The 19,853-nt window shown below is 61.2% G+C and carries 14 protein-coding genes; 10 read left to right on the top strand and 4 right to left on the bottom strand.

Going from position 1 to position 19,853, the window contains the following annotated elements:
• Window positions 1-3 precede the first annotated feature (3 nt).
• The 8 genes from ACOYXI_RS04510 (at window position 4) to ACOYXI_RS04475 (ending at window position 10,172) form a co-directional block, all read left to right on the top strand.
• Window positions 4-339 (top strand): DUF2934 domain-containing protein, encoded by a 336-nt coding sequence (locus ACOYXI_RS04510; RefSeq protein ID WP_047602241.1) that lies wholly within the window; start codon window positions 4-6, stop codon window positions 337-339.
• A 249-nt stretch (window positions 340-588) separates the two neighbouring features.
• A complete protein-coding gene (glgX, locus tag ACOYXI_RS04505) occupies window positions 589-2,748 on the top strand; it encodes a glycogen debranching protein GlgX (protein WP_139055875.1) in 2,160 nt (719 codons plus the stop codon).
• Between the two features lies 1 nt (window position 2,749).
• Entirely contained in the window at window positions 2,750-3,748 is a 999-nt protein-coding gene (locus ACOYXI_RS04500) for an acyl-CoA dehydrogenase (RefSeq protein WP_461674415.1), read from the top strand.
• The gene (locus ACOYXI_RS04495) at window positions 3,745-4,518 is read left to right on the top strand and encodes a PIG-L deacetylase family protein (RefSeq protein ID WP_223007515.1); all 774 of its coding nucleotides are present in this window, start codon (window positions 3,745-3,747) and stop codon (window positions 4,516-4,518) included. Before ACOYXI_RS04500 ends, ACOYXI_RS04495 begins: the two co-directional genes overlap by 4 nt.
• Window positions 4,515-5,114: an SAM-dependent methyltransferase gene (locus ACOYXI_RS04490; RefSeq protein WP_461674414.1), complete on the top strand. Its 600-nt coding sequence runs from the start codon at window positions 4,515-4,517 to the stop codon at window positions 5,112-5,114. The genes ACOYXI_RS04495 and ACOYXI_RS04490 overlap by 4 nt, the downstream gene beginning before the upstream one ends.
• Complete coding sequence (locus ACOYXI_RS04485) at window positions 5,111-5,797, top strand: glycosyltransferase family 2 protein (protein WP_134786288.1); 687 nt, start codon at window positions 5,111-5,113, stop codon at window positions 5,795-5,797. Before ACOYXI_RS04490 ends, ACOYXI_RS04485 begins: the two co-directional genes overlap by 4 nt.
• Window positions 5,798-5,954: 157 nt before the next feature.
• Window positions 5,955-6,713: a PIG-L deacetylase family protein gene (locus ACOYXI_RS04480; RefSeq protein ID WP_027612047.1), complete on the top strand. Its 759-nt coding sequence runs from the start codon at window positions 5,955-5,957 to the stop codon at window positions 6,711-6,713.
• A gap of 255 nt (window positions 6,714-6,968) precedes the next feature.
• Window positions 6,969-10,172: a hypothetical protein gene (locus tag ACOYXI_RS04475; RefSeq protein WP_461674413.1), complete on the top strand. Its 3,204-nt coding sequence runs from the start codon at window positions 6,969-6,971 to the stop codon at window positions 10,170-10,172.
• Window positions 10,173-10,355: 183 nt separating this feature from the next.
• On the opposite strand, the gene ACOYXI_RS04470 is transcribed toward ACOYXI_RS04475, so the two are convergent.
• Together ACOYXI_RS04470 and ACOYXI_RS04465 are read right to left on the bottom strand one after the other, a co-directional pair.
• Window positions 10,356-10,715 carry a DUF6124 family protein gene (locus ACOYXI_RS04470; RefSeq protein ID WP_098963921.1) on the bottom strand — a complete coding sequence of 120 codons (360 nt, stop codon included), beginning with the start codon at window positions 10,713-10,715 and terminating at the stop codon, window positions 10,356-10,358.
• Window positions 10,716-10,855: 140 nt separating this feature from the next.
• Window positions 10,856-11,227: a DUF6124 family protein gene (locus ACOYXI_RS04465; protein WP_461674412.1), complete on the bottom strand. Its 372-nt coding sequence runs from the start codon at window positions 11,225-11,227 to the stop codon at window positions 10,856-10,858.
• A 698-nt stretch (window positions 11,228-11,925) separates the two neighbouring features.
• Here ACOYXI_RS04465 and ACOYXI_RS04460 point away from each other — a divergent pair.
• Window positions 11,926-12,708, top strand: a complete 783-nt coding sequence (locus ACOYXI_RS04460; protein ID WP_027613718.1) for an endonuclease/exonuclease/phosphatase family protein — start codon at window positions 11,926-11,928, stop codon at window positions 12,706-12,708.
• Window positions 12,709-12,976: 268 nt separating this feature from the next.
• Window positions 12,977-14,047, top strand: coding sequence for an autotransporter domain-containing protein (locus ACOYXI_RS04455; RefSeq protein ID WP_461674411.1), 1,071 nt, complete (start codon window positions 12,977-12,979; stop codon window positions 14,045-14,047).
• Between the two features lie 122 nt (window positions 14,048-14,169).
• Here ACOYXI_RS04455 and glgB read toward each other — a convergent pair whose 3' ends face one another.
• Window positions 14,170-16,401 (bottom strand): 1,4-alpha-glucan branching protein GlgB, encoded by a 2,232-nt coding sequence (gene glgB, locus ACOYXI_RS04450; protein WP_461674410.1) that lies wholly within the window; start codon window positions 16,399-16,401, stop codon window positions 14,170-14,172.
• A gap of 2 nt (window positions 16,402-16,403) precedes the next feature.
• Complete coding sequence (gene treS / locus ACOYXI_RS04445) at window positions 16,404-19,745, bottom strand: maltose alpha-D-glucosyltransferase (protein WP_461674409.1); 3,342 nt, start codon at window positions 19,743-19,745, stop codon at window positions 16,404-16,406.
• Window positions 19,746-19,853 lie beyond the last annotated feature (108 nt).

The following is a 19,853-nucleotide window of genomic DNA, read 5'->3' as shown; positions in this document are numbered from 1 at the left end:
GCGATGAGTACCGACGATAAACGCATCCGCGAGTTTGCCTATCAGATCTGGGAATCGGAGGGCAAACCTGAAGGTCATGAAGCGCGTCATTGGGAAATGGCGCGCAAACTGGCCGAAGCCGAGGCCCTCGCGCCGAAGAAGTCGCCGAAGGCTGCGGGCAGCAAAACTGCCGGCAAGACTGCGACCGGCAAGGCCACTGAAAGCAAGACCCCGGCGGCCAAGCCCAAGGCGCCAGCGGACGCCAAAGCCAAGCCATCCAGCGCCGCCAAAGTGATTCCACCGGGCGAAAAAGCCGCCGAGAAAAAGCCGCGCGCCCCACGCAAGCCCCCGGCCAACTGACACACCCGGATTATTGAACTGAATGACCGTGTGGCGGGTGCGCTCGCCACACAGGGACAACTCGTCCTCAAGAAACCTCAAACACCCCCTGTCAGGGACAGATGTCTATGGTGAGGGGATTTATCCCCGATCGGCTGCGAAGCAGTCGCAGGGCCGCTGCGCGACCCATCGGGGATAAATCCCCTCACCACAGATTCTGTTCCCACAGTTGATCCGTTATTCGAACCAACCCGTTTTGCAGGAGCAATCATGTCCAGTCCAAAAAAAGCCGAGCCCGCAGCGCACGCTGAGCCGTCCAGAATCCGTGAAGGTCTGCCCTTCCCGCTCGGCGCCACCTGGGATGGTCTGGGGGTGAACTTTGCGCTGTTTTCCGCCAACGCCACCAAGGTCGAGCTGTGCATCTTCGACGATGCCGGCGAAGTCGAACTCGAGCGCATCGAACTGCCGGAATACACCGACGAGATCTACCACGGCTATCTGCCCGATGCCCATCCGGGGCTGATCTACGGCTACCGCGTGTATGGCCCGTATGACCCGGCGAACGGCCATCGCTTCAACCACAACAAACTGCTGATCGATCCGTACGCCAAACAACTGGTCGGCGAGTTGAAATGGTCCGAGGCGCTGTTCGGCTACACCATCGGCCACCCCGACGCCGACCTCAGTTTCGATGAACGCGACAGCGCGCCGTTTGTGCCCAAGTGCAAGGTCATCGACCCGGCGCATACCTGGGGCAACGACCACCGCGTCAGCGTGCCGTGGGACAAAACCATCATCTATGAAACCCACGTACGCGGCATCAGCATGCGTCACCCATCGGTGCCGGAGAACGTGCGCGGTACCTTTGCCGGCCTGATGGTCGACGACGTGCTCGAACACATCCGCAAACTCGGCGTGTCGAGTGTGGAATTGCTGCCGATCCATGCCTTCGTCAACGACCAGCATTTGCTGCACAAGGGCATGACCAACTACTGGGGCTACAACAGCATCGCCTTCTTTGCTCCGGACCCGCGCTATCTGGCCAGCGGCAAGATCGCCGAGTTCAAGGAGATGGTCGCGCACCTGCACGAGGCCAATCTGGAAGTGATCCTCGACGTGGTCTACAACCACACCGCCGAGGGCAACGAACAAGGCCCGACCCTGTCGATGCGCGGCATCGACAACGCCTCCTACTATCGCCTGATGCCGGACGACAAGCGCTACTACATCAACGATTCCGGTACCGGCAACACCCTCGACCTCAGTCACCCGTGCGTGCTGCAGATGGTCACCGACTCGCTGCGTTATTGGGCCAGCGAGATGCACGTCGACGGTTTCCGCTTCGATCTGGCGACGATTCTCGGGCGCTATCACGACGGTTTCGACGAGCGCCACAGCTTCCTCGTCGCCTGCCGTCAGGACCCGGTGCTGCGCCAGGTGAAAATGATCGCCGAGCCTTGGGACTGTGGCCCCGGTGGCTATCAGGTCGGCCACTTTCCGCCGGGCTGGGTCGAGTGGAACGACAAATTCCGCGACACCGTGCGCGCGTTCTGGAAAGGCGACGACGGCCAGGTTGCCGACTTCGCCAGCCGCATGACCGCGTCCGGCGAGATGTTCAACCAGCGCGGACGGCGGCCGTACTCGTCGGTGAACTTCATCACCGCGCATGACGGTTTCACCCTCAACGATCTGGTGTCATACAACGACAAGCACAACGAAGCCAACGACGAGAACAACCAGGACGGCAGCAACAACAACCTGTCGTGGAACCACGGCGTCGAAGGCCCGACCGATGACCCGGAGATCAACGCGCTGCGCCATCGGCAGATGCGCAACTTCTTCGCCACGCTGCTGCTGTCGCAGGGCACGCCGATGATTGTCGCCGGCGACGAATTCGCCCGCACGCAGGACGGCAACAACAACGCCTATTGCCAGGACAGCGAGATCGGCTGGGTCAACTGGGACCTGAGCGAGGACGGCAAGGCGCTGCTCAAATTCGTCAAACGCCTGATCAAGTTGCGTATGGCTTATCCGATCCTGCGCCGGGGCCGTTTCCTGGTCGGCGAGTACAACGAGGACATCGGCGTCAAGGACGTCACCTGGCTGGCGCCGGACGGCACCGAGATGACCACCGAACACTGGCATGACGCGCACAACCGTTGCCTGGGCATGCTGCTCGACGGTCGCGCGCAGGAAACCGGGATCCGCCGCAAAGGTGCCGATGCGACGCTGCTGCTGGTGGTCAACGCCCATCACGACATCGTCAATTTCAGCCTGCCGGAAGTGCCGGAAGGCAGTTTCTGGACCTGCATGATCGACACCAATCAGCCGTCGATTCGCGGTCAGGAACGCTTCGAGTTCGGCCATGAGTATTCGGTCACCGGGCGTTCGTTGCTGCTGTTCGAACTGCAACGCGAAGAAGAAGACTGATATGGACCTGCACAGTTATCTGGCGCGCCGACCGCCGGACTATCACGACACCGCCGCACTTGGCCATTGCCTGCGGGCGCTGGTCGAGGCCGGTCTGGATCAGTTGCCGTTACCGGGCAGCGGCCGCACGCTGGAGCGTTTTCAGCGTCTGGCTGAAGTCGGCGGACATGATCTGGGCTTGTGCAAACTCTACGAAGGCCACACCGACGCATTGGCGATCATCGAACAACTCGGTGGTTCGCCCACGCCGGGCAGCACCTGGGGCATGTGGGCGGCTGAACCACCGCAGGCGCGGGTGCAGGTGCGCCCGGCCGGGCACATGGTGCGCCTCGACGGGCGCAAGGCCTGGTGCTCCGGGGCGGCGGTGCTCAGCCATGCGCTGCTCACCGCGTGGGACGCCGAAGACCGTCAGCAACTGGTGGCAGTAGCGCTGGATCAACCGGGCGTGAACATTACCGATCAGGGCTGGCAAGCAGTCGGCATGGGCGCCACCGGCAGCGTCGAAGTGTTGTTCGACGGCGCTGAAGCCCAGGCCATCGGCGAACCCGGCGACTACCTGAATCGTCCGGGGTTCTGGCAAGGCGGGATCGGCATCGCCGCGTGCTGGTACGGCGCGGCAAGGGAGATCGCCGAGGCGCTGCGTAAACACTGCGCGCAACGTCAGGAGCCGCACGCCCTCGCCCACCTCGGCACGGTCGATGCGGCGCTGTACGCAGCCGCCAATGTCCTGCGTTTCAGTGCGCTGCACATCGATGCGCATCCCGAAGCCGATGCCGAACTGTTAGCGCGGCGTGCTCGCGCCGTGGTCGAGCAATCGGCTGAGCAAGTGATGCGCGAGACCGGTCGGGCGCTGGGCGCGGGGCCGTTCTGCAAGGACCGGCACTTCGCCCGGCTGATCGCTGATCTGCCGGTGTTCCTACGCCAGAGCCATGCCGAGCGTGATCTGGCGGCCCTTGGCCAAGCGCTGGCTGAACACCCCGAGGAGGCCTGGACGCTATGAATGTCGCCAATAAACCCGATCCGATCATCGGCCACCAAGGCACTTCACTGCTGCAATGGCAACATTCCCGGCACCTCGCGGCGCTGGACAGCGTCGATGTCCTCAGTCTGGTGCCACCGGGCGCGCGGGCGGTGATTGTCGCCCCGCACCCGGACGACGAAGTGCTCGGCTGCGGCGGGATGTTGCAGTTGCTGGCCGCCGCCGGGCGTCAGTTGCAGTTGATCTCGGTCACCGATGGCAGCGCCAGTCACCCCGGCTCCGAGCGCTGGCCGGTGGAGCGTCTGAGCGTGGTGCGGCCGCAGGAATCAGCCGAAGCCCTGCGCCGCCTCGGCGTGCCGTTGCACCGGATGAAATGGCTGCGCGGCGGTTTCAGCGATAGCCAGGTCGCTGCGGATGAGCCGTCGCTGGTCGCGTTCATCGAACGCCACCTGCGCCCCGGCGACGTGGTGTTCAGCACCTGGTGCGAGGACGGCCACTGCGATCACGAAGCCGCCGGCCGCGCGAGTATCGAAGCCGCGCGGCGGGTCGGCGCCACTTGCCACGAATTGCCGGTATGGACCTGGCACTGGGCCTCCCCCGAAGACGCCTCAGTGCCATGGCAGCGCGCGCGCAAGATTCTGTTGTCACCCGAGCAAGTGGCGCGCAAACGCCACGCGATCCATGCCTTCGCCAGTCAGTTGGAGGGCGACCCGCAAGCCGGGCTGCAACCGGTATTGGCGCCGTACGTGCTGGATCGCCTGCTGCAACCTTTCGAAGTGGTGTTTCTATGAGCGTCGATGATCGTTACTTCGACGGATTGTTCAGCGCCAATGACGATCCCTGGGCCTTCCGCGAGCGCTGGTACGAACAGCGCAAACGCGCGATCACCCTCGCCGCCCTGCCCCGTGCGCATTACCGGGCGATCTTCGAGCCCGGCTGCGCCAATGGCGAGCTCAGCGCGGAACTCGCCGAGCGCTGCGACCGCCTGCTGTGTTGCGACACCGCCAGTGCCGCGGTGAATCTGGCGCGTACCCGGTTGAGCCTGTTTGACCACGCCGAAGTGCGTCAGAGTCGCTTGCCCGGCGACTGGCCGGAGGAAAAATTCGACCTGATTGTATTTAGCGAAATCGGCTACTACCTCGATGCCCAGGATCTGACAGAAGTGATCCGGCGCATCAGTCAATCCCTGACCGCGGACGGCCAGTTCCTCGCCTGCCACTGGCGCCCGCCCATCGACGGCTGCCCGCTCAATGCCCGGCAGGTGCACGACCTGATCCACGAGCAATTACCGCTGCCGCGTCTGGCCTTGCATCAGGAAGCGGACTTCATTCTTGAAGTCTGGAGCCGCGAGCCGCGCTCGGTGGCCGCATTGGAGGGCCTGCGATGATCGGCATTCTGATTCCCGCGCACAACGAGCAAGACCTGCTCGAACAGTGCCTGAGCGCCGCCGTACGCGCCAGCAAACACGGGCTGCTGGCCGGCGAACCGGTCGAAGTACTGGTGGTGCTCGACAGCTGCACGGATCGCTCGGCACAGATCGTCAGCGGCTTTCCGGTACTGAGCCTGCACATCGACGCGCGCAACGTCGGACAGGCCCGTGCCGCCGGCGCGCAGGTGTTGCTGGAGCGTGGCGCGCGCTGGATCTCCTGCACCGACGCCGACAGCCGTGTGGCCGAGGACTGGCTGGTGGCGCAGTTGGGTCTGGGTGCGGACGCGGTGTGCGGCACGGTGACCGTTGAACATTGGGATCCGACATTCGACGAAAGCGCGCAAATCCGCTATCACAGCCACTATCAGGCGCGGGACGGGCATCGCCATATCCACGGCGCCAATCTCGGGGTCAGTGCCGATGCTTATCGTTGGGCCGGGGGGTTCGCCCCCTTGACCTGTGATGAGGACGTGCAACTGGTGCGGCAACTGGAGTTGCTCGGTGCCGACATTGCCTGGAGCCATCGTCCGCAAGTGCACACCAGCGCCCGTCTGGACAGCCGTGCCCGGGGCGGTTTCGGGGACTACCTGCGAAAATTGGTACAGTTAGACATAAAAAAAGCGGATCAGATTGATCTGTAACGCGACGAACCGGTTTTCATGAGCAATACTCTGCTGCGCGGCAATCCAGGGTTGGGAGCGTCGCACAGCAATCCATTCGCCTTCACGGGTCGAGCGCACCTGCTTTTGCACGGTGCAGATTCGGCTGAGGGCCTGACTCGACAAGGACGTAGCACCCATGAAACCGTTATTCCTCAACGAAAACCCGCCGCCGGTACAGATCTGGAACAGTTCCCCGCAGCTGGACAACATCCCCGTCATCAACACCCATAGCCTCGTTCCCCCCGGTGCTCGCGCCGTCGTCGTCGCCCCGCATCCGGGTGATGAAGTGGTGACCTGTGGCGGCCTCCTGCAATTGCTCTCCAGCCTTGGCCATCCGCTGCAACTGCTGTCGATCACTGACGGCAGCGCCAGCCATCCCGGTTCGCGACAGTGGTCGGAAAAACGCCTGAGCGTGTTCCGTCCGCAAGAGAGCGTCGAAGCCCTGCGTCGGCTCGGCCTGCCGATGCACAGTCTGAAATGGGTGCGCGGCGGGTTCACCGACAACGCGCTGCTCGAGCGCGAGACGGAAATCAGCAGTTTCATCTCACGTTATCTGCGCCCCGGCGACGTGGTGTTCAGCACTTGGCGCAACGACGGCAACGACGACCACGAAGCGGTCGGACGTGCCAGTGCCAACGCGGCGGCGCAAGCCGGAGCCACCTATCACGACGTGGCAGTCTGGGCCTGGCACTGGCCGGAGCGCGAGCAGAGCCTGATCCCCTGGGATCGTGCACGCAAACTGCGCCTCGACACCTGGACCGTCGCGCGAAAAAGTCACGCCACCCACGCCTATGCCAGCCAGCTCAAGGGCGAACCGGCGATCGGCATCGCGCCGATGCTACCGCCGGTGATCCTGGAGCGGATGCGCCTGCCCTACGAAATTGTCTTCATCTGAAACACCCATCCCCTGTGGGAGCGAGCTTGCTCGCGAAAGCGTCGGTTCAGTCACCTGTGATGTTGAATGTGCCGGCCTATTCGCGAGCGAGCCCGCTCCCACATTGATATGCGGCGAGCCAGTGGCTATGGCTCACGACCGTTCATCGCAAATACGTCCCTACCTGTAATTTCTGACAGTAGCCAGAGCCGTCATCTTCAGCGCTGAATAACTCCACGCCCTTTGTCTCCCGACAGTTCGCACGGAGTTCCGTCCATGCTCGTTCAGCCCAAGATGAAAATCTCTGCCCCCCATTCACTGCTGGACCCGATAGTGCTCGGGCGCCTCCTGCCTTCCGGTCAGTGGGGGATCAACCGGGCGGCGGTGTTCACTTTTCCCGACCTCGGACTGCTTGTCGTCATCCCCATCTGGGCCACCAAGGCTGTTGGAGATACCGTCAAGCTGCTGCTCAATGACCGTGAGGTCGACGGACGTCCCATCATTGACGAAGCCGAGCTCAAGCAACCGACCCTCTTGTGGGTGGCTCCTCGTCATCTGCAGACAGGTCCTTACCAACTCACCTACGAAATCAAACAGCCCAATCAAAAAGAAGAGCGTCCGGACAAGCCCCTCAACCTCTTCGTCAAACTGGAACTCCCCGCTGGCCAGGACATCGACCCGGGCCCTGGTCACTCCAACCTGTACATGTACATTCCCCCGGCAATCGTCAACGGCGGCGTGGACAAAGACGTTGCCGAAGCGGGAGTGCCGATTGTCATCAGGTCCGAGTCCGGCAGCGGCTTGCCTTACCCTGACATCGCCGAGGGCGACGTTATTCATCTCAGTTGGGGTGGCTTTTTTGAGTATTCCACACCGGTGACCCAGGCGCAGATCAACGATCCAGCGGCAAACCCGATATTAATCACGGTCTCCAAAGCCACTATTAAAGAGGCTGGTGACACCGACCTCTTCGGTCTGGCGGTCACCTTCAAGGTGCGCGACATCGTCGGCAATGAATCGGAAGACTGGTGCAAGGAAACCCGCATTGTCGTCACCACCGGCATCGACCTGCTGGCCGCACCGATTGTTCAGGAGGCTGTCAACAACAAGCTCGACGCCGATAAACAGGGCGATAACGACATCACGGTGCATGTCACGGCCGACCGACCAGACTTCGAGATGAATGACATCATTCACTTGACCATGTTCGGCACCACCACGGAGGGCGAAAAAGTCGAAGTCACCGCCCTGCCCCAGACCGTCGACAATATCCCGCATAACTACGAGTTCAAGCTGTCCATTGCGGCCGTGCGTAAACTGGTCAATACCCAGGTCAGTTTCTTCTATCGGCTGGAACGCAGCGGCAGCAGTGACCCGTTAGGCTCAAAAAGGCAGTTTGTACAAGTCACCGGCGCAGCCCACCGCCTGGCCGCACCGATCATCGAGGAAGCCGAGGGAGAGTTCATCGATCCCACGAAGACACCCATCAACGTCCGCATTCCGTTCGATCCGGCCATCGAGTACGGCATGGGCATCGAGCTGTTCCTGTTGGGTAAAAGTCCGGACGGCAGCACCTTCCTGCCTGAGTTGGAGTGGCACATTCCGGAGGAGGATGAAGTCGAGAATCCCGAAGGTTTTGTCATCACCGTCGATGACTACAACCTCAAGCTGCTTGACGGCGGAACCCTGAAGGGGTGGTACGACCTGCTGATAGCCGACGGCGACGAGATCCTCAGACGGGAGTCGCTGCACACGAAATTGCTCAATGTGGGTGAACCGAAATTCGAGCTGGACGCCCCCATTGTCCTCGGGGTGGCGAACGGCTTCCTCGACCCGGCCACACTGCCCGGCGGTACCAGTAAACTGACCATCCCCAGGCCTGTGGTGAAGCCATGGGTAGCCAACGACGAGGCCACCTGGAAGTGGGTGGGCGACATCTCCGGCGAGGAACCCGGGTCCCGCACATTCAATGCCGTAACCGCCCAACAAGACTGGGTCATCAACCTGGACGCCGCCTTCGTCGCCCAGCACATCGAACCGAACCGCGGCAGCAAGATCACCGTCCGCTACCAGCTCTGGCGCCATGCCACAAATGAGACCAGCCTTTCGAATCCATTGGTGTTCACCGTGGGCGTCGCGCTGGAACTGCTCGCCCCCTCGATCAAGGAGAACAACGGCGACAGCACACTCAACCCGCTGCTGGTCAGGGACACCTTGACCATCGTGGTGCCGGACAACAGCGCGTTGCTGCCAAACCATGCAATCAGCGTTACCTGGACTGGCGCTGACGGCACGCCGGCCGGCGGGTCGCACACCTCAGCGCCGCGTGCGGTAAGCGAAGGGCTTGAGTTTGCGATCCCCAACAGCGTGGTGGCGTTCAACCTGGGTAAGCGGGTAAAAATCTCCTACGTCGTCATCATTGATGGTCATCCAACACCGTCCCGGGTATTTGACCTGACGGTGCAAGCAATGCCGCAGAGCGCGCTGGCCAGCCCCACCATCGAGCAGGCCGACAACGACGGCGACGGCCCGGAACTGCATACCGGCAACCTGACCCAAGCGTCCGTACGCATGGGTGACTGGCCGCTGATCGCCCTCAACCAATACGTCTGGTTGCGCCTGCGCGGGACCAATACCGACGGCAGCGCCTACGTGCGCGAGATCTGGAGCGCGCCGACGGCCGGCACCACCCCCGACTGGATTGCTGACCGGTTCTTCACTGTTCAGCTTCCAGCCGATGAGCTCAAAGCTCTGCAGGATGGCAGCGGCCTGGAGTTGGCGTTTAAAGCGGCGCTTGGTCAGAGCACGGTGGAGAGTGAGGCGGTGGCGTTTCCAGTGCGTACTTACACGATCAAAGCGATTGAGGATGTGCGGCCCACCATCATTTCGGCAAGAGACTCTGTGGGCCAGATGATTCTGTCTGGCGGTGATACTGCTGACAGAACGATAGTTCTGACCGGGGTAGCAAGCAGGGGCCAAAGAGTCGAAATTCTGGATAACCTGACAGCCATAGGCGAGGTCTTGGCAGACTCGCAAAACGGAGAATGGTCGTACACCTTGATGGGGCTTGACGCGTTGACTCACATCTTCACTGCCAAAGTTCTGGATGGCAGTAATCAGACTTCTACCCCGTACCTCATCGTTGTCATAGATGCAAAAGATGTTCTCAGTTTTTGGATGCAATTGCCGTCAGGAGGCGCCGGGTATCTTCCTCAAAACGGTAGCGTATTGTTATTTTCGAATTACGTCGGCTTGAGCTTGGGTTTTCAGGTCGTATCCCTCGCCATAGGAACTCATGTAGTAACGCTAAGTAGCCCCATGGTTGAGCTTCAAAGCAGGACTTTAGACATTAAATCTCCTGGTTCCCGTCAACTCGGATTATGGGGTATCAAACTCAACGGGCCGGGACTATATACGCTGAACTTTTTCGGCCCCACAGGAAAGCAGATAACTCCGCCCTTCACCGTCACATTCAATTGATAAGAAGGGTTTGCTCGCCTTAAACCCTAGTTGCTGAGAAGTGATAAGGGGACAGATTTATTTAATGGCAATCGCGAGCAGGCTCACTCATGCAATGGATCTTTGCCGGACACTTAACCTGTGACCAACGCAGATCCACTGTGGGAGCGGGCTTGCTCGCGAAGAGGCCAGAACTGTCAGCGCCTATTCCTTTGGCACAACATTATCCAGCGCCTGATTCACCGCCAACTCCCCCAGCATCACCACCTGCGCAATGCCCAACACCGTATTACGACTCGGCCCCTCCAGCGTGCCGGCGAAATCGCCCAGCATCACCGTGGCTGAGGCCAGGGATTCGCAGGCGTTGGCCAGCAGGGATTCGGTGTCGGTTTGTGGATTGACCAGGAACATGCTGCTGGGGGTGTAGGGTGTGGCCATGATTTGCGCGGGGGCCAGGTAGTGGTCCAGGGCGCGTTCGGCGGCTTCGTGGAGTTTTCTGGAGTTGAGGGATTCGTAGGGTGATAGCGGGTCTGTGACTGGCGGATTGGGTGGGGTTTCGGACATCAGATGGAACTCCGATCAAAGTACTTTGAAAGAATGACTCCCTGTAGGAGCTGCCGAAGGCTGCGATCTTTTGATCTTGTTTTTTAAAAGCAACATCAAAAGATCGCAGCCTTCGGCAGCTCCTACAGGGGACCGGGCAGTTAGTTCGGCACGCGGCGGCCGTCCAGTACCCGATTGACCATCAGTTCACTGAGCATGATCACCTGATGCAGCATCAGCATGGCCCGGCGCTGAGGGTTGTCGACGACGTCGCCGATATCGCGGGCCATGTCGCTGGCGGCGGCCAATGATTCGCAGGCTTCGACGAGCAAGGTTTCTTCGTCCACGGTGGGGTCGATGAGGAAGATTCTGTTCGCCTTGCATGACGAGGTTGAAGGGATCGAGATCTTCAATGCGCCGGGGTTGAGGTAGAAGTTGATGGCGCGGTCGGTTGCCGCTTTTATCTTCTGCGGGTCGAGGGCTGGGTCGTACGGGATTGAGGTGTCCGGGGGGTTGGGTGTGGCTTTGAACATGGATGAAACTCCGTATCGAGAAATAGGAGCCATCACCCTCGCTACCAAACGATGGGTGGCGGCCATGCGCGGGTTGGTAGACCGGTCGATACGGAACCCGGCGCTCACGAATGAGCCCCACGCATGTCCACCATAAAACTGAGCCCCAAAAAGAGGCTGCATAAGGTGACGCCATACGACCGTACCGAAATGGGCTACCAAACCCGATCACTGTTTTCCAGTGACAGGGAAACGATAAGCTCAACGCATAGCCGTGTAAGCCGGCGGATTCTGGCGTACGCGTAGGTAACGGCGCAAGGCGTTGTAGCCGTTATGGCGTAACGGTTCGTGTACTTTAAACGTGGTTGCGGAGTTAGGTTTATATGCGCGGGGGTATCGAGAGTTACCCTGTTGTTTTGATGCTGTCTGGCAGGCCGCTTTCGCGAGCAAGCCCGCTCCCACACTTGGAATGAGTGCATTCAGTTGGGAGGGTGATCGTCTTGTAGGCCGTCATCGCTGGCAAGCCAGCTCCCACCATTTGACCGAGTGCATTCAGTCGGAGATTGGTCGACTGTGAGGCCGCTTTCGCGAGCAGGCTCGCTCCCACAGGTTTCCTGGCGGCTCTGGTGATTTGTATTACGGCCTGAGGCATCTGGAAGGAACTGCCCGCTCACAGACCAGTCGCATGAACAGGAAGCCGTTTTTTCAGAGGAGTGAACGTGTCCAGCGATCCCAAGCGTCACGCCGTCGACGCACCCGTCATCCATCGCCTGCGCGTGCTGACGGTCAACACTCACAAGGGTTTTACCGCCCTCAACCGGCGCTTCATCCTGCCGGAACTGCGCGAAGCGGTGCGCAGCACCTCGGCTGATCTGGTGTTTCTGCAGGAGGTGGTGGGCGAACACGAGCGCCACTCCAATCGCTACCAGGAATGGCCGCAAACCTCGCAATACGAATTTCTCGCCGACAGCATGTGGAGCGACTTTGCCTACGGGCGCAACGCGGTGTACCCCGATGGTCATCATGGCAATGCGCTGCTGTCGAAATACCCGATCCGCGAATACCGCAACCTCGACGTGTCGATCACCGGCCCCGAGCGCCGCGGCCTGCTGCACTGCGTGCTGGACGTACCGGGCCACGCCGAAGTGCACGCGATCTGCGTGCACCTGAGTCTGCTGGAAAGCCACCGCCAATTGCAGTTGCAGCTGCTTTGCCAGTTGCTCGAATCATTGCCCGACGATGCGCCGGTCATCATTGCCGGCGACTTCAATGACTGGCAGCTGCAGGGCAATGCCGCCCTCGCCCGCCGCGATTACCTGCACGAAGCCTTCGAACGCCACCACGGCCGCCCGGCCAAGACCTACCCCGCGCGTTTTCCACTGCTGCGCCTGGACCGCATCTACCTGCGCAATGCCAGCAGCCACGACCCGCAGATCCTCGGCAACAAGCCTTGGACGCACTTGTCGGACCATTTGCCGCTGGCGGTCGAAGTGCATTTGTGAGCACAGACAACGACTTAGATATGTGCAGAAAAACAAACACTTGCAGCGCCTGATTTAGCTGTACCGCTCATCGTTCAGTTTCTTGACGCATGGGCATCACTCTTCTTATCTCTACCTTACTACCCCCGGAATCACTAACCGGGGCGACCCTTCCGGCACTCGAGAAATCGAGCGCCGCGGTTCGCCCCGCTCCATTCGGTCGCCCCTCGTTCGGGGTAGGAGAGACGCCAGAAAAGAGACCCCGCATGCGCTTGCAAGATAGACCTCCATGAAAAGCTCATTCACCCCGCAAGAAATCAAAGTGACGTTTTGCACAGTGTCGAGTTCGATTCTGCTGTGCTCATCCATGGAGGCGCAGGCCGGTCCTGCAGCGGATGAAACCACCCCCTGGTATCGCCAGGACGTGCCCGTCCTGACCCTGCCGGCGACCGTTATTACCCCCGGGCCCCAACGCCTGAGTCCCCGTCCCGATCTGCGCGGCGCCGACCTGATCACCGAGGATCTGGCACCGGTGGCCTGGGATCAGTTGTACGGGCAAAGCGCTCGGCGAGCGCAAACCGACGTGCTGTCACCAGGTTTTGCCACCCCCGGCAACGGCGACTTCAAAGGCGCGCCAGTAATCACCGTGCAAAGCGCCGGCGGCCACACTCAGACCCTCGGCCTGATTGGCGGATACAACCAGATCCAGGCCAACAGCGGTGGCCCGATCAACAGCCGCGCCCTCGCCGACCCGGCCGCCGATACTCTGAACCTGCAAGGCCAGAGCCTCGGCGCTTATTACCGCCTGACTGGCGCGCAAGGCTGGCATGTCGACCTGTCGGCCAGCGGTGGCCGGGTCAGCGGTTTCAGTCGCAACGAACAAGGCGCGCGCCAGGCCACCGAAGGCAGTGCGATGACCTTCTCGGTCGAAGGTGGATACCCGATCGGCCTGGGCGGCAACTGGGTGGTTGAACCCCAGGCGCAACTGATCAATCAGCGCATCACCCTCGACACGCCGTACGCGGGTGCCGGCAACGCTTCATCATCGGATCTGTCGGCATGGAGCGGCCGCGTCGGCGCCCGCCTCAAAGGTAGCTACGATGTGAACGGTCTGCCCGTGGAACCCTACGTGCGCACCAACCTCTGGCACACGGTCTACACCGGCAACACGGTGACTCTCGATCAGGTCGACAAGATCAGCAGCAGCCGCAAATCATCGACGGTCGAATTAGGGTTGGGATTGGTGGCGCGGGTGACGCCGGCGGTCAGCCTGTATGTCAGCGCCGATTACAGCAGTGATGTGGATGACAATGACTTGAACGGGTTGATTGGCAGCCTGGGGGTGCGGATGCGTTGGTGATTTCGGCTTGAGGGGCGATGGCCTCTGAGCTGACGCCATCGCGAGCAGGCTCACTCCTACAGGGAGACGCATTCCAAATGTAGGAGTGAGCCTGCTCGCGATGGCAGCGACGCGGTCGCGGATCAACCCTCCGGCTTGAGAATCAACACCGCCAGCGGCGGCAGATTCAGCTCCAGCGACAGCGACTGGCCATGGCTCGGCACCTCTTCGGTAAACGCCCCGCCGCCATTGCCATAATTCGAACCGGCGTAAGTGTCGGCATCACTGTTGAGCAACTCCGCCCAGCGCCCGGCAAACGGCACGCCGACCCGGTACGACTGACGCGGCACCGGAGTAAAGTTGGCCACCACCAGCACCGGTTTGCCGTCCTTGCTCCAGCGCAGCCACGCGTACACGCTGTTGATCGCGTCATCGCCAATCAACCACTGGAAACCCTGCGGCGCATCATCCTGATCGTGCAGCGCCGGTTCCTCGCGGTACAAGCGGTTGAGGTCGCCGACCAGTTTCTGCACGCCTTTGTGTTCCGAGTATTGCAGCAGGTACCAGTCCAGTTGCTGATCGTGATTCCACTCGCGCCACTGGCCGAATTCGCAACCCATGAACAACAGCTTCTTGCCCGGATGGGTCCACATGAAACTCAGATAGGCGCGCAGGTTGGCGAATTTCTGCCAGCGGTCACCGGGCATCTTGTCGATCAGCGAGTGCTTGCCGTGCACCACTTCGTCGTGGGAGATCGGCAGGATGAAGCGCTCGGACCAGGCGTAAACCAGGCCGAAACTCAATTCATTGTGATGGTGCGCGCGATACACCGGATCCTGCTGGATGTAGTGCAGCGAGTCGTGCATCCAGCCCATGTTCCATTTGTAGGCGAAACCAAGACCGCCCTGCTGGGTGCTCTGACTGACGCCCGGCCATGCGGTGGACTCCTCGGCGATCACCAGCGCCCCCGGGGCCTCCAGCTCGACCACGTCATTCAAGTGGCGGAGGAAATCGATTGCCTCCAGATTCTCGCGCCCGCCGTGACGGTTCGGCACCCATTCGCCGGCCTTGCGCGAATAGTCGCGATACAGCATCGAGGCCACCGCATCGACGCGCAGGCCATCGATGTGGAAATGCTTCAACCAGTGCAACGCCGACGCCAGCATGTAGCCGTGAACTTCAGTGCGCCCAAGGTTGTAAATCAGCGTGTCCCAGTCCTGATGAAAGCCTTCCAGCGGGTTGCCGTATTCGTACAACGCCGTGCCATCGAACTGCGCCAGACCGTGAGTATCAGTGGGGAAATGCGCTGGCACCCAGTCAAGGATCACGCCGATGTCGGCACGGTGGCAGGCATCGACGAACTCACCGAACTGCTCCGGCGTGCCGTATCGGGCGCTCGGGGCGAATTGCGAGAGCAACTGATAACCCCACGAACCACCAAACGGGTGCTCCATGATCGGCATCAGTTCGATGTGGGTGAAACCCAGTTCCTTGACGTAAGGGATCAGCCGTTCGGCCAGTTCCGGCCAGGTGTACTGGCGGGCGACTTCGCCCAGATCGTCCAGTTCGCACTGCCACGAGCCGGCATGCAATTCGTAGATCGACAGCGGCGCTGAATGCTTCTGCCGTTCGCGACGGCCGTTCATCCAGTCCTGATCCTGCCAGTTGATCTGCAGCGGTGCGGCGACTTTCGACGCGGTGTCCGGCGGCAGACTGGTGGCCAGCGCCATCGGGTCAGCCTTCAGCGGCAGGATGCCGTGGGTGCCAAGGATCTCGTATTTGTACAACTCTCCCGCTTGCAGGCGCGGAATGAATAATTCCCAGACCCCGGATGGATGGCGCAGGCGCATCGGATGCCGGCGACCGTCCCACACGTTGAAATCACCGACCACCGACACGCGCCGGGCATTCGGCGCCCACACGGCAAAACGCACACCGTCGACGCCATCGACCGTGGTCAGTTGCGCGCCGAGGCAACTGCTGAGGTCGCGGTGATTGCCTTCGGCGAACAGATACAAATCCATTTCGCCGAGCAATTGGCCAAAGCTGTAGGGATCTTCCGCCACCTGCTCGCCCCCGGCCCAGCGCGTGCGCAGCAGATAGGGTCGCGCCTGATCGAAGTGACCGACAAACAGCCCCGGTGTTTCGGTGGCTTGCAGTTCGCCGCGCTCTTCACCGCTGTCCTTGTCCAGCACTTCGACTTTCAACGCACCCGGCAGATAAGCACGGATAAATTGCCCGCCGGCACCATCACCGTGCGGGCCGAGAATGGAAAACGGGTCGTGGTGTTCCGCGCGCACCAGGGCGTCGATGTCCCGCGCCGCCGGCAATAACGCTTCTTTAGCGTGACCCTGTTCCTTGTTCGAGAAACTCATGACTACTCTCCACCAAGATCGGAAAAGGGTTTAAGCCCCGTCAATAACCCATACAAACCGTGCAACGGCACGGGCAGCCACATGGGGCGATTTTCGGCTTCATAGGCCACTTCATAGGCCGCCTTCTCCAGGCCGAACAGCGCAAGCGCAGCGTCGGCACCCGCAGGATCCTGCCAAGCATGATCAAGACTAGCTGCCGCTTGGCGATATGCCTGAACAAATGCCTCGCGCGCCTCACGCAGGTAGCGCTCGGCAACCCGATGCCGGGCCGCTTCCGACTCTGGACTGTGATCGACGTTGTGCACGTTGATGGTCATCGCCGCCGCGTAATCGAAGGAGCGCAGCACGCCGCTGACGTCCTTGTACGGACTGTGTTTGCCGCGCCGTTCGTGCAGCGGCCGCGCCGGTTCACCCTCGAAATCGATCAGATAGGCATCGCCCTTGATCACCAGCACCTGACCCAGGTGCAGGTCGCCATGCACGCGGATACGCAAGCCGCCCACAGCTTTCTGCGCGAGTTCCTGCACATGGCCGAGGATGACTCTTTTGTTGTCGAGCAGCCGCGCGACCATTTTCTGATCCGCCGCGCTCAGATGACTCTGATGTTGCTTGAGCAGCTTCAACGCATGCTCTACCTGCGCCGCGACGTCCTTGCCAGTGGCTTGCGCCTCCTTGGCGCTGGTGGTTTGCGGGACGAAGTCGGGATTGTCGCTCGGCGCCGCCAGCACCTGGTGCATTTCGCCCAGACGCTGGCCGAGCATGCCGGCAAAGTCCTTCAGTTCGCCGAGGGCGTTGTAATGCTGTTCCTGCTCGGACATCGCGTCCGCCAGCTCATCACGCAACGCCCGTTCGAGGTTGTTCTGCGTCCATTCCCAGGCATCGCCCTGATTGCTCAGATAGCCTTGGGCGATCATCAGCAGGTTGTCTTCGCCAGCGCCATCGCGGCGGATCACCGAGCCGAGCAGCGGCGAGATGTTGGCGAAACCGGCCTCGGTCAGGTACGCGCTCATTTCCAGTTCCGGGTGTACACCCGAAGCGACCTTGCGGATCAGCTTCAGCACCAGACTGTTGCCGATCACCACCGAACTGTTCGATTGCTCGGCCGACAGATAACGCACCTCGGATTCGGCACCGAGGCCGAGTTTTTCCAGTTGCGCGGTCGGCGCAAAACGAATCTCGCCCTGTTCGGAGTTGAGCACGGTGTTGCTCTGCATGCCTTGCAGCACTGCGTGCACAAACGTTTCGAGGCTGAACGCATCAGTGATCAGACCGACCTGACGCCCGCGACGAACCCGGGACAACGCCAGTTGCTGCGGCAATGCCGGCCCGACCTGATCTTCAGCGATGAAGCCGAACGGCAGTTGATAGCGGCTGGTCTGCCCGGCGCTGGTGACTTCGATCTCGCTGAGCAGCACCGGATGCTGCGCGTCGCCGAAGCGCACGCCGTAGGCCAGATTGACCTGCTCGATGGCCGCGTCCTTGCCGGCGAACCAGCGGCGGTTCTGCAGCCAGCTCGGCAGGATGCTCTGCTCCAGGGTGGTACGCGTCGGCGCCTCGAGCAGCTCTTCCATGCGTTTTTTCAGCACCAGGGTGGTGAAGTCCGGCAGGCTCTGCGCCGGTTCCACGTGCCAGCTCGGCATCTGGTTTTCTGCAGCCAGGGCGAACCAATAGAAACCGTACGGGGCCAGGGTCAGGAGGAAATTCAACTGGCCGATTGGCGGGAACGCGTTACCGCCGAGCATCTCCACCGGAACCATGCCGACGTACGCCGACAGATCGAGTTCCGCCGCTTGCGCGCTGCGCGAGACGTTGGCCACGCAAAGAATTATTTCGTGCTTGCCGTCGGCGTCGGTGAATTCCCGGGTGTAGGCCAGAATCCGCCGGTTGCTCGGCGAGAGCATCTTCAGCGTGCCGCGACCGAACGCCTTGGACTGCTTGCGCACAGCGAGCATGCGCCGCGTCCAGTTCAGCAGCGAATGCGGATCGCCGGCCTGGGTTTCGACGTTGACCGACAGATAACCGTATTGCGGGTCCATGATCGGCGGCAGCACCAGACTGGCCGGATCGGCGCGGGAGAAGCCGCCGTTGCGGTCAATAGACCATTGCATCGGCGTGCGCACGCCGTCGCGGTCGCCGAGGTAGATGTTGTCGCCCATGCCGATTTCATCGCCGTAATACAGCGTCGGCGTGCCGGGCATCGACAGCAGCAGGCTGTTGAGCAACTCGACGCGGCGACGATCACGCTCCATCAACGGCGCCAGACGCCGACGAATGCCAAGGTTGATCCGCGCGCGGCGGTCAGCGGCGTAGTAATTCCACAGGTAGTCGCGCTCCTTGTCGGTGACCATCTCCAGCGTCAGCTCATCGTGGTTGCGCAGGAAGATTGCCCACTGGCAGTTGGCAGGAATTTCCGGGGTTTGCCGCAGAATGTCGGTGATCGGGAAGCGATCTTCCTGGGCCAGCGCCATGTACATGCGCGGCATCAGCGGGAAGTGAAAGGCCATGTGGCATTCGTCACCGTTGACGCCCTCGGCATCGGTGTCGCCGAAGTACAGCTGGGTGTCTTCCGGCCATTGGTTGGCCTCGGCCAGCAGCATGCGGTCCGGGTAATTGGCATCGATTTCGGCACGGATCTGCTTGAGGACATCGTGGGTCTCGGGCAGGTTTTCGTTGTTGGTGCCGTCGCGCTCGATCAGGTACGGAATCGCGTCAAGGCGCAGGCCGTCGATGCCCATGTCCAGCCAGTAACGCATCACCGACAGCACGGCTTTCATCACTTGCGGATTGTCGAAATTGAGGTCGGGCTGGTGCGAATAGAAGCGGTGCCAGAAGTACTGACCGGCGACCGGGTCCCAGGTCCAGTTGGACTTTTCGGTGTCGAGAAAGATGATCCGCGTGCCGTCGTACTTCTGATCGTCATCCGACCACACATAGAAGTCCCGCGCCGCCGAACCGGGCTTGGCCTTGCGCGCCCGCTGGAACCACGGGTGCTGATCCGAGGTGTGGTTGATGACCAACTCGGTGATCACCCGCAAACCCCGCTTGTGCGCCTCGGCGATAAAGCGCTTGGCGTCGGCCATGGTCCCGTAGTCGCTGTGTACGCCGCGGTATTCGGCGATGTCATAGCCGTCATCGCGACGTGGCGACGGGTAGAACGGCAGCAGCCAGATGGTGTTGACGCCAAGTTCGGCGATGTAATCGAGTTTGGCGATCAGGCCGGGAAAGTCGCCGATCCCGTCGTTGTTGGAGTCGAAAAACGATTTGACGTGAACTTGATAGATCACCGCATCCTTGTACCAGAGCGGGTCTTTGATAAAGGTGGCTGCCTTGGGTTTCTTCGCCATGTGAAACTCCTGTTCAATTCTGTCAGACCACACGGATGCCCTGTGACGAGGGGCTCTGTGGTGAGGGGATTCATCCCCGACGGGCTGCGAAGCGGCCCTGCTTTTATT

Source organism: Pseudomonas sp. G3-19 (assembly GCF_054855875.1).
Note: the sequence above shows the minus strand (reverse complement) of the source record. Positions and strands in the feature narration are given on the sequence as shown.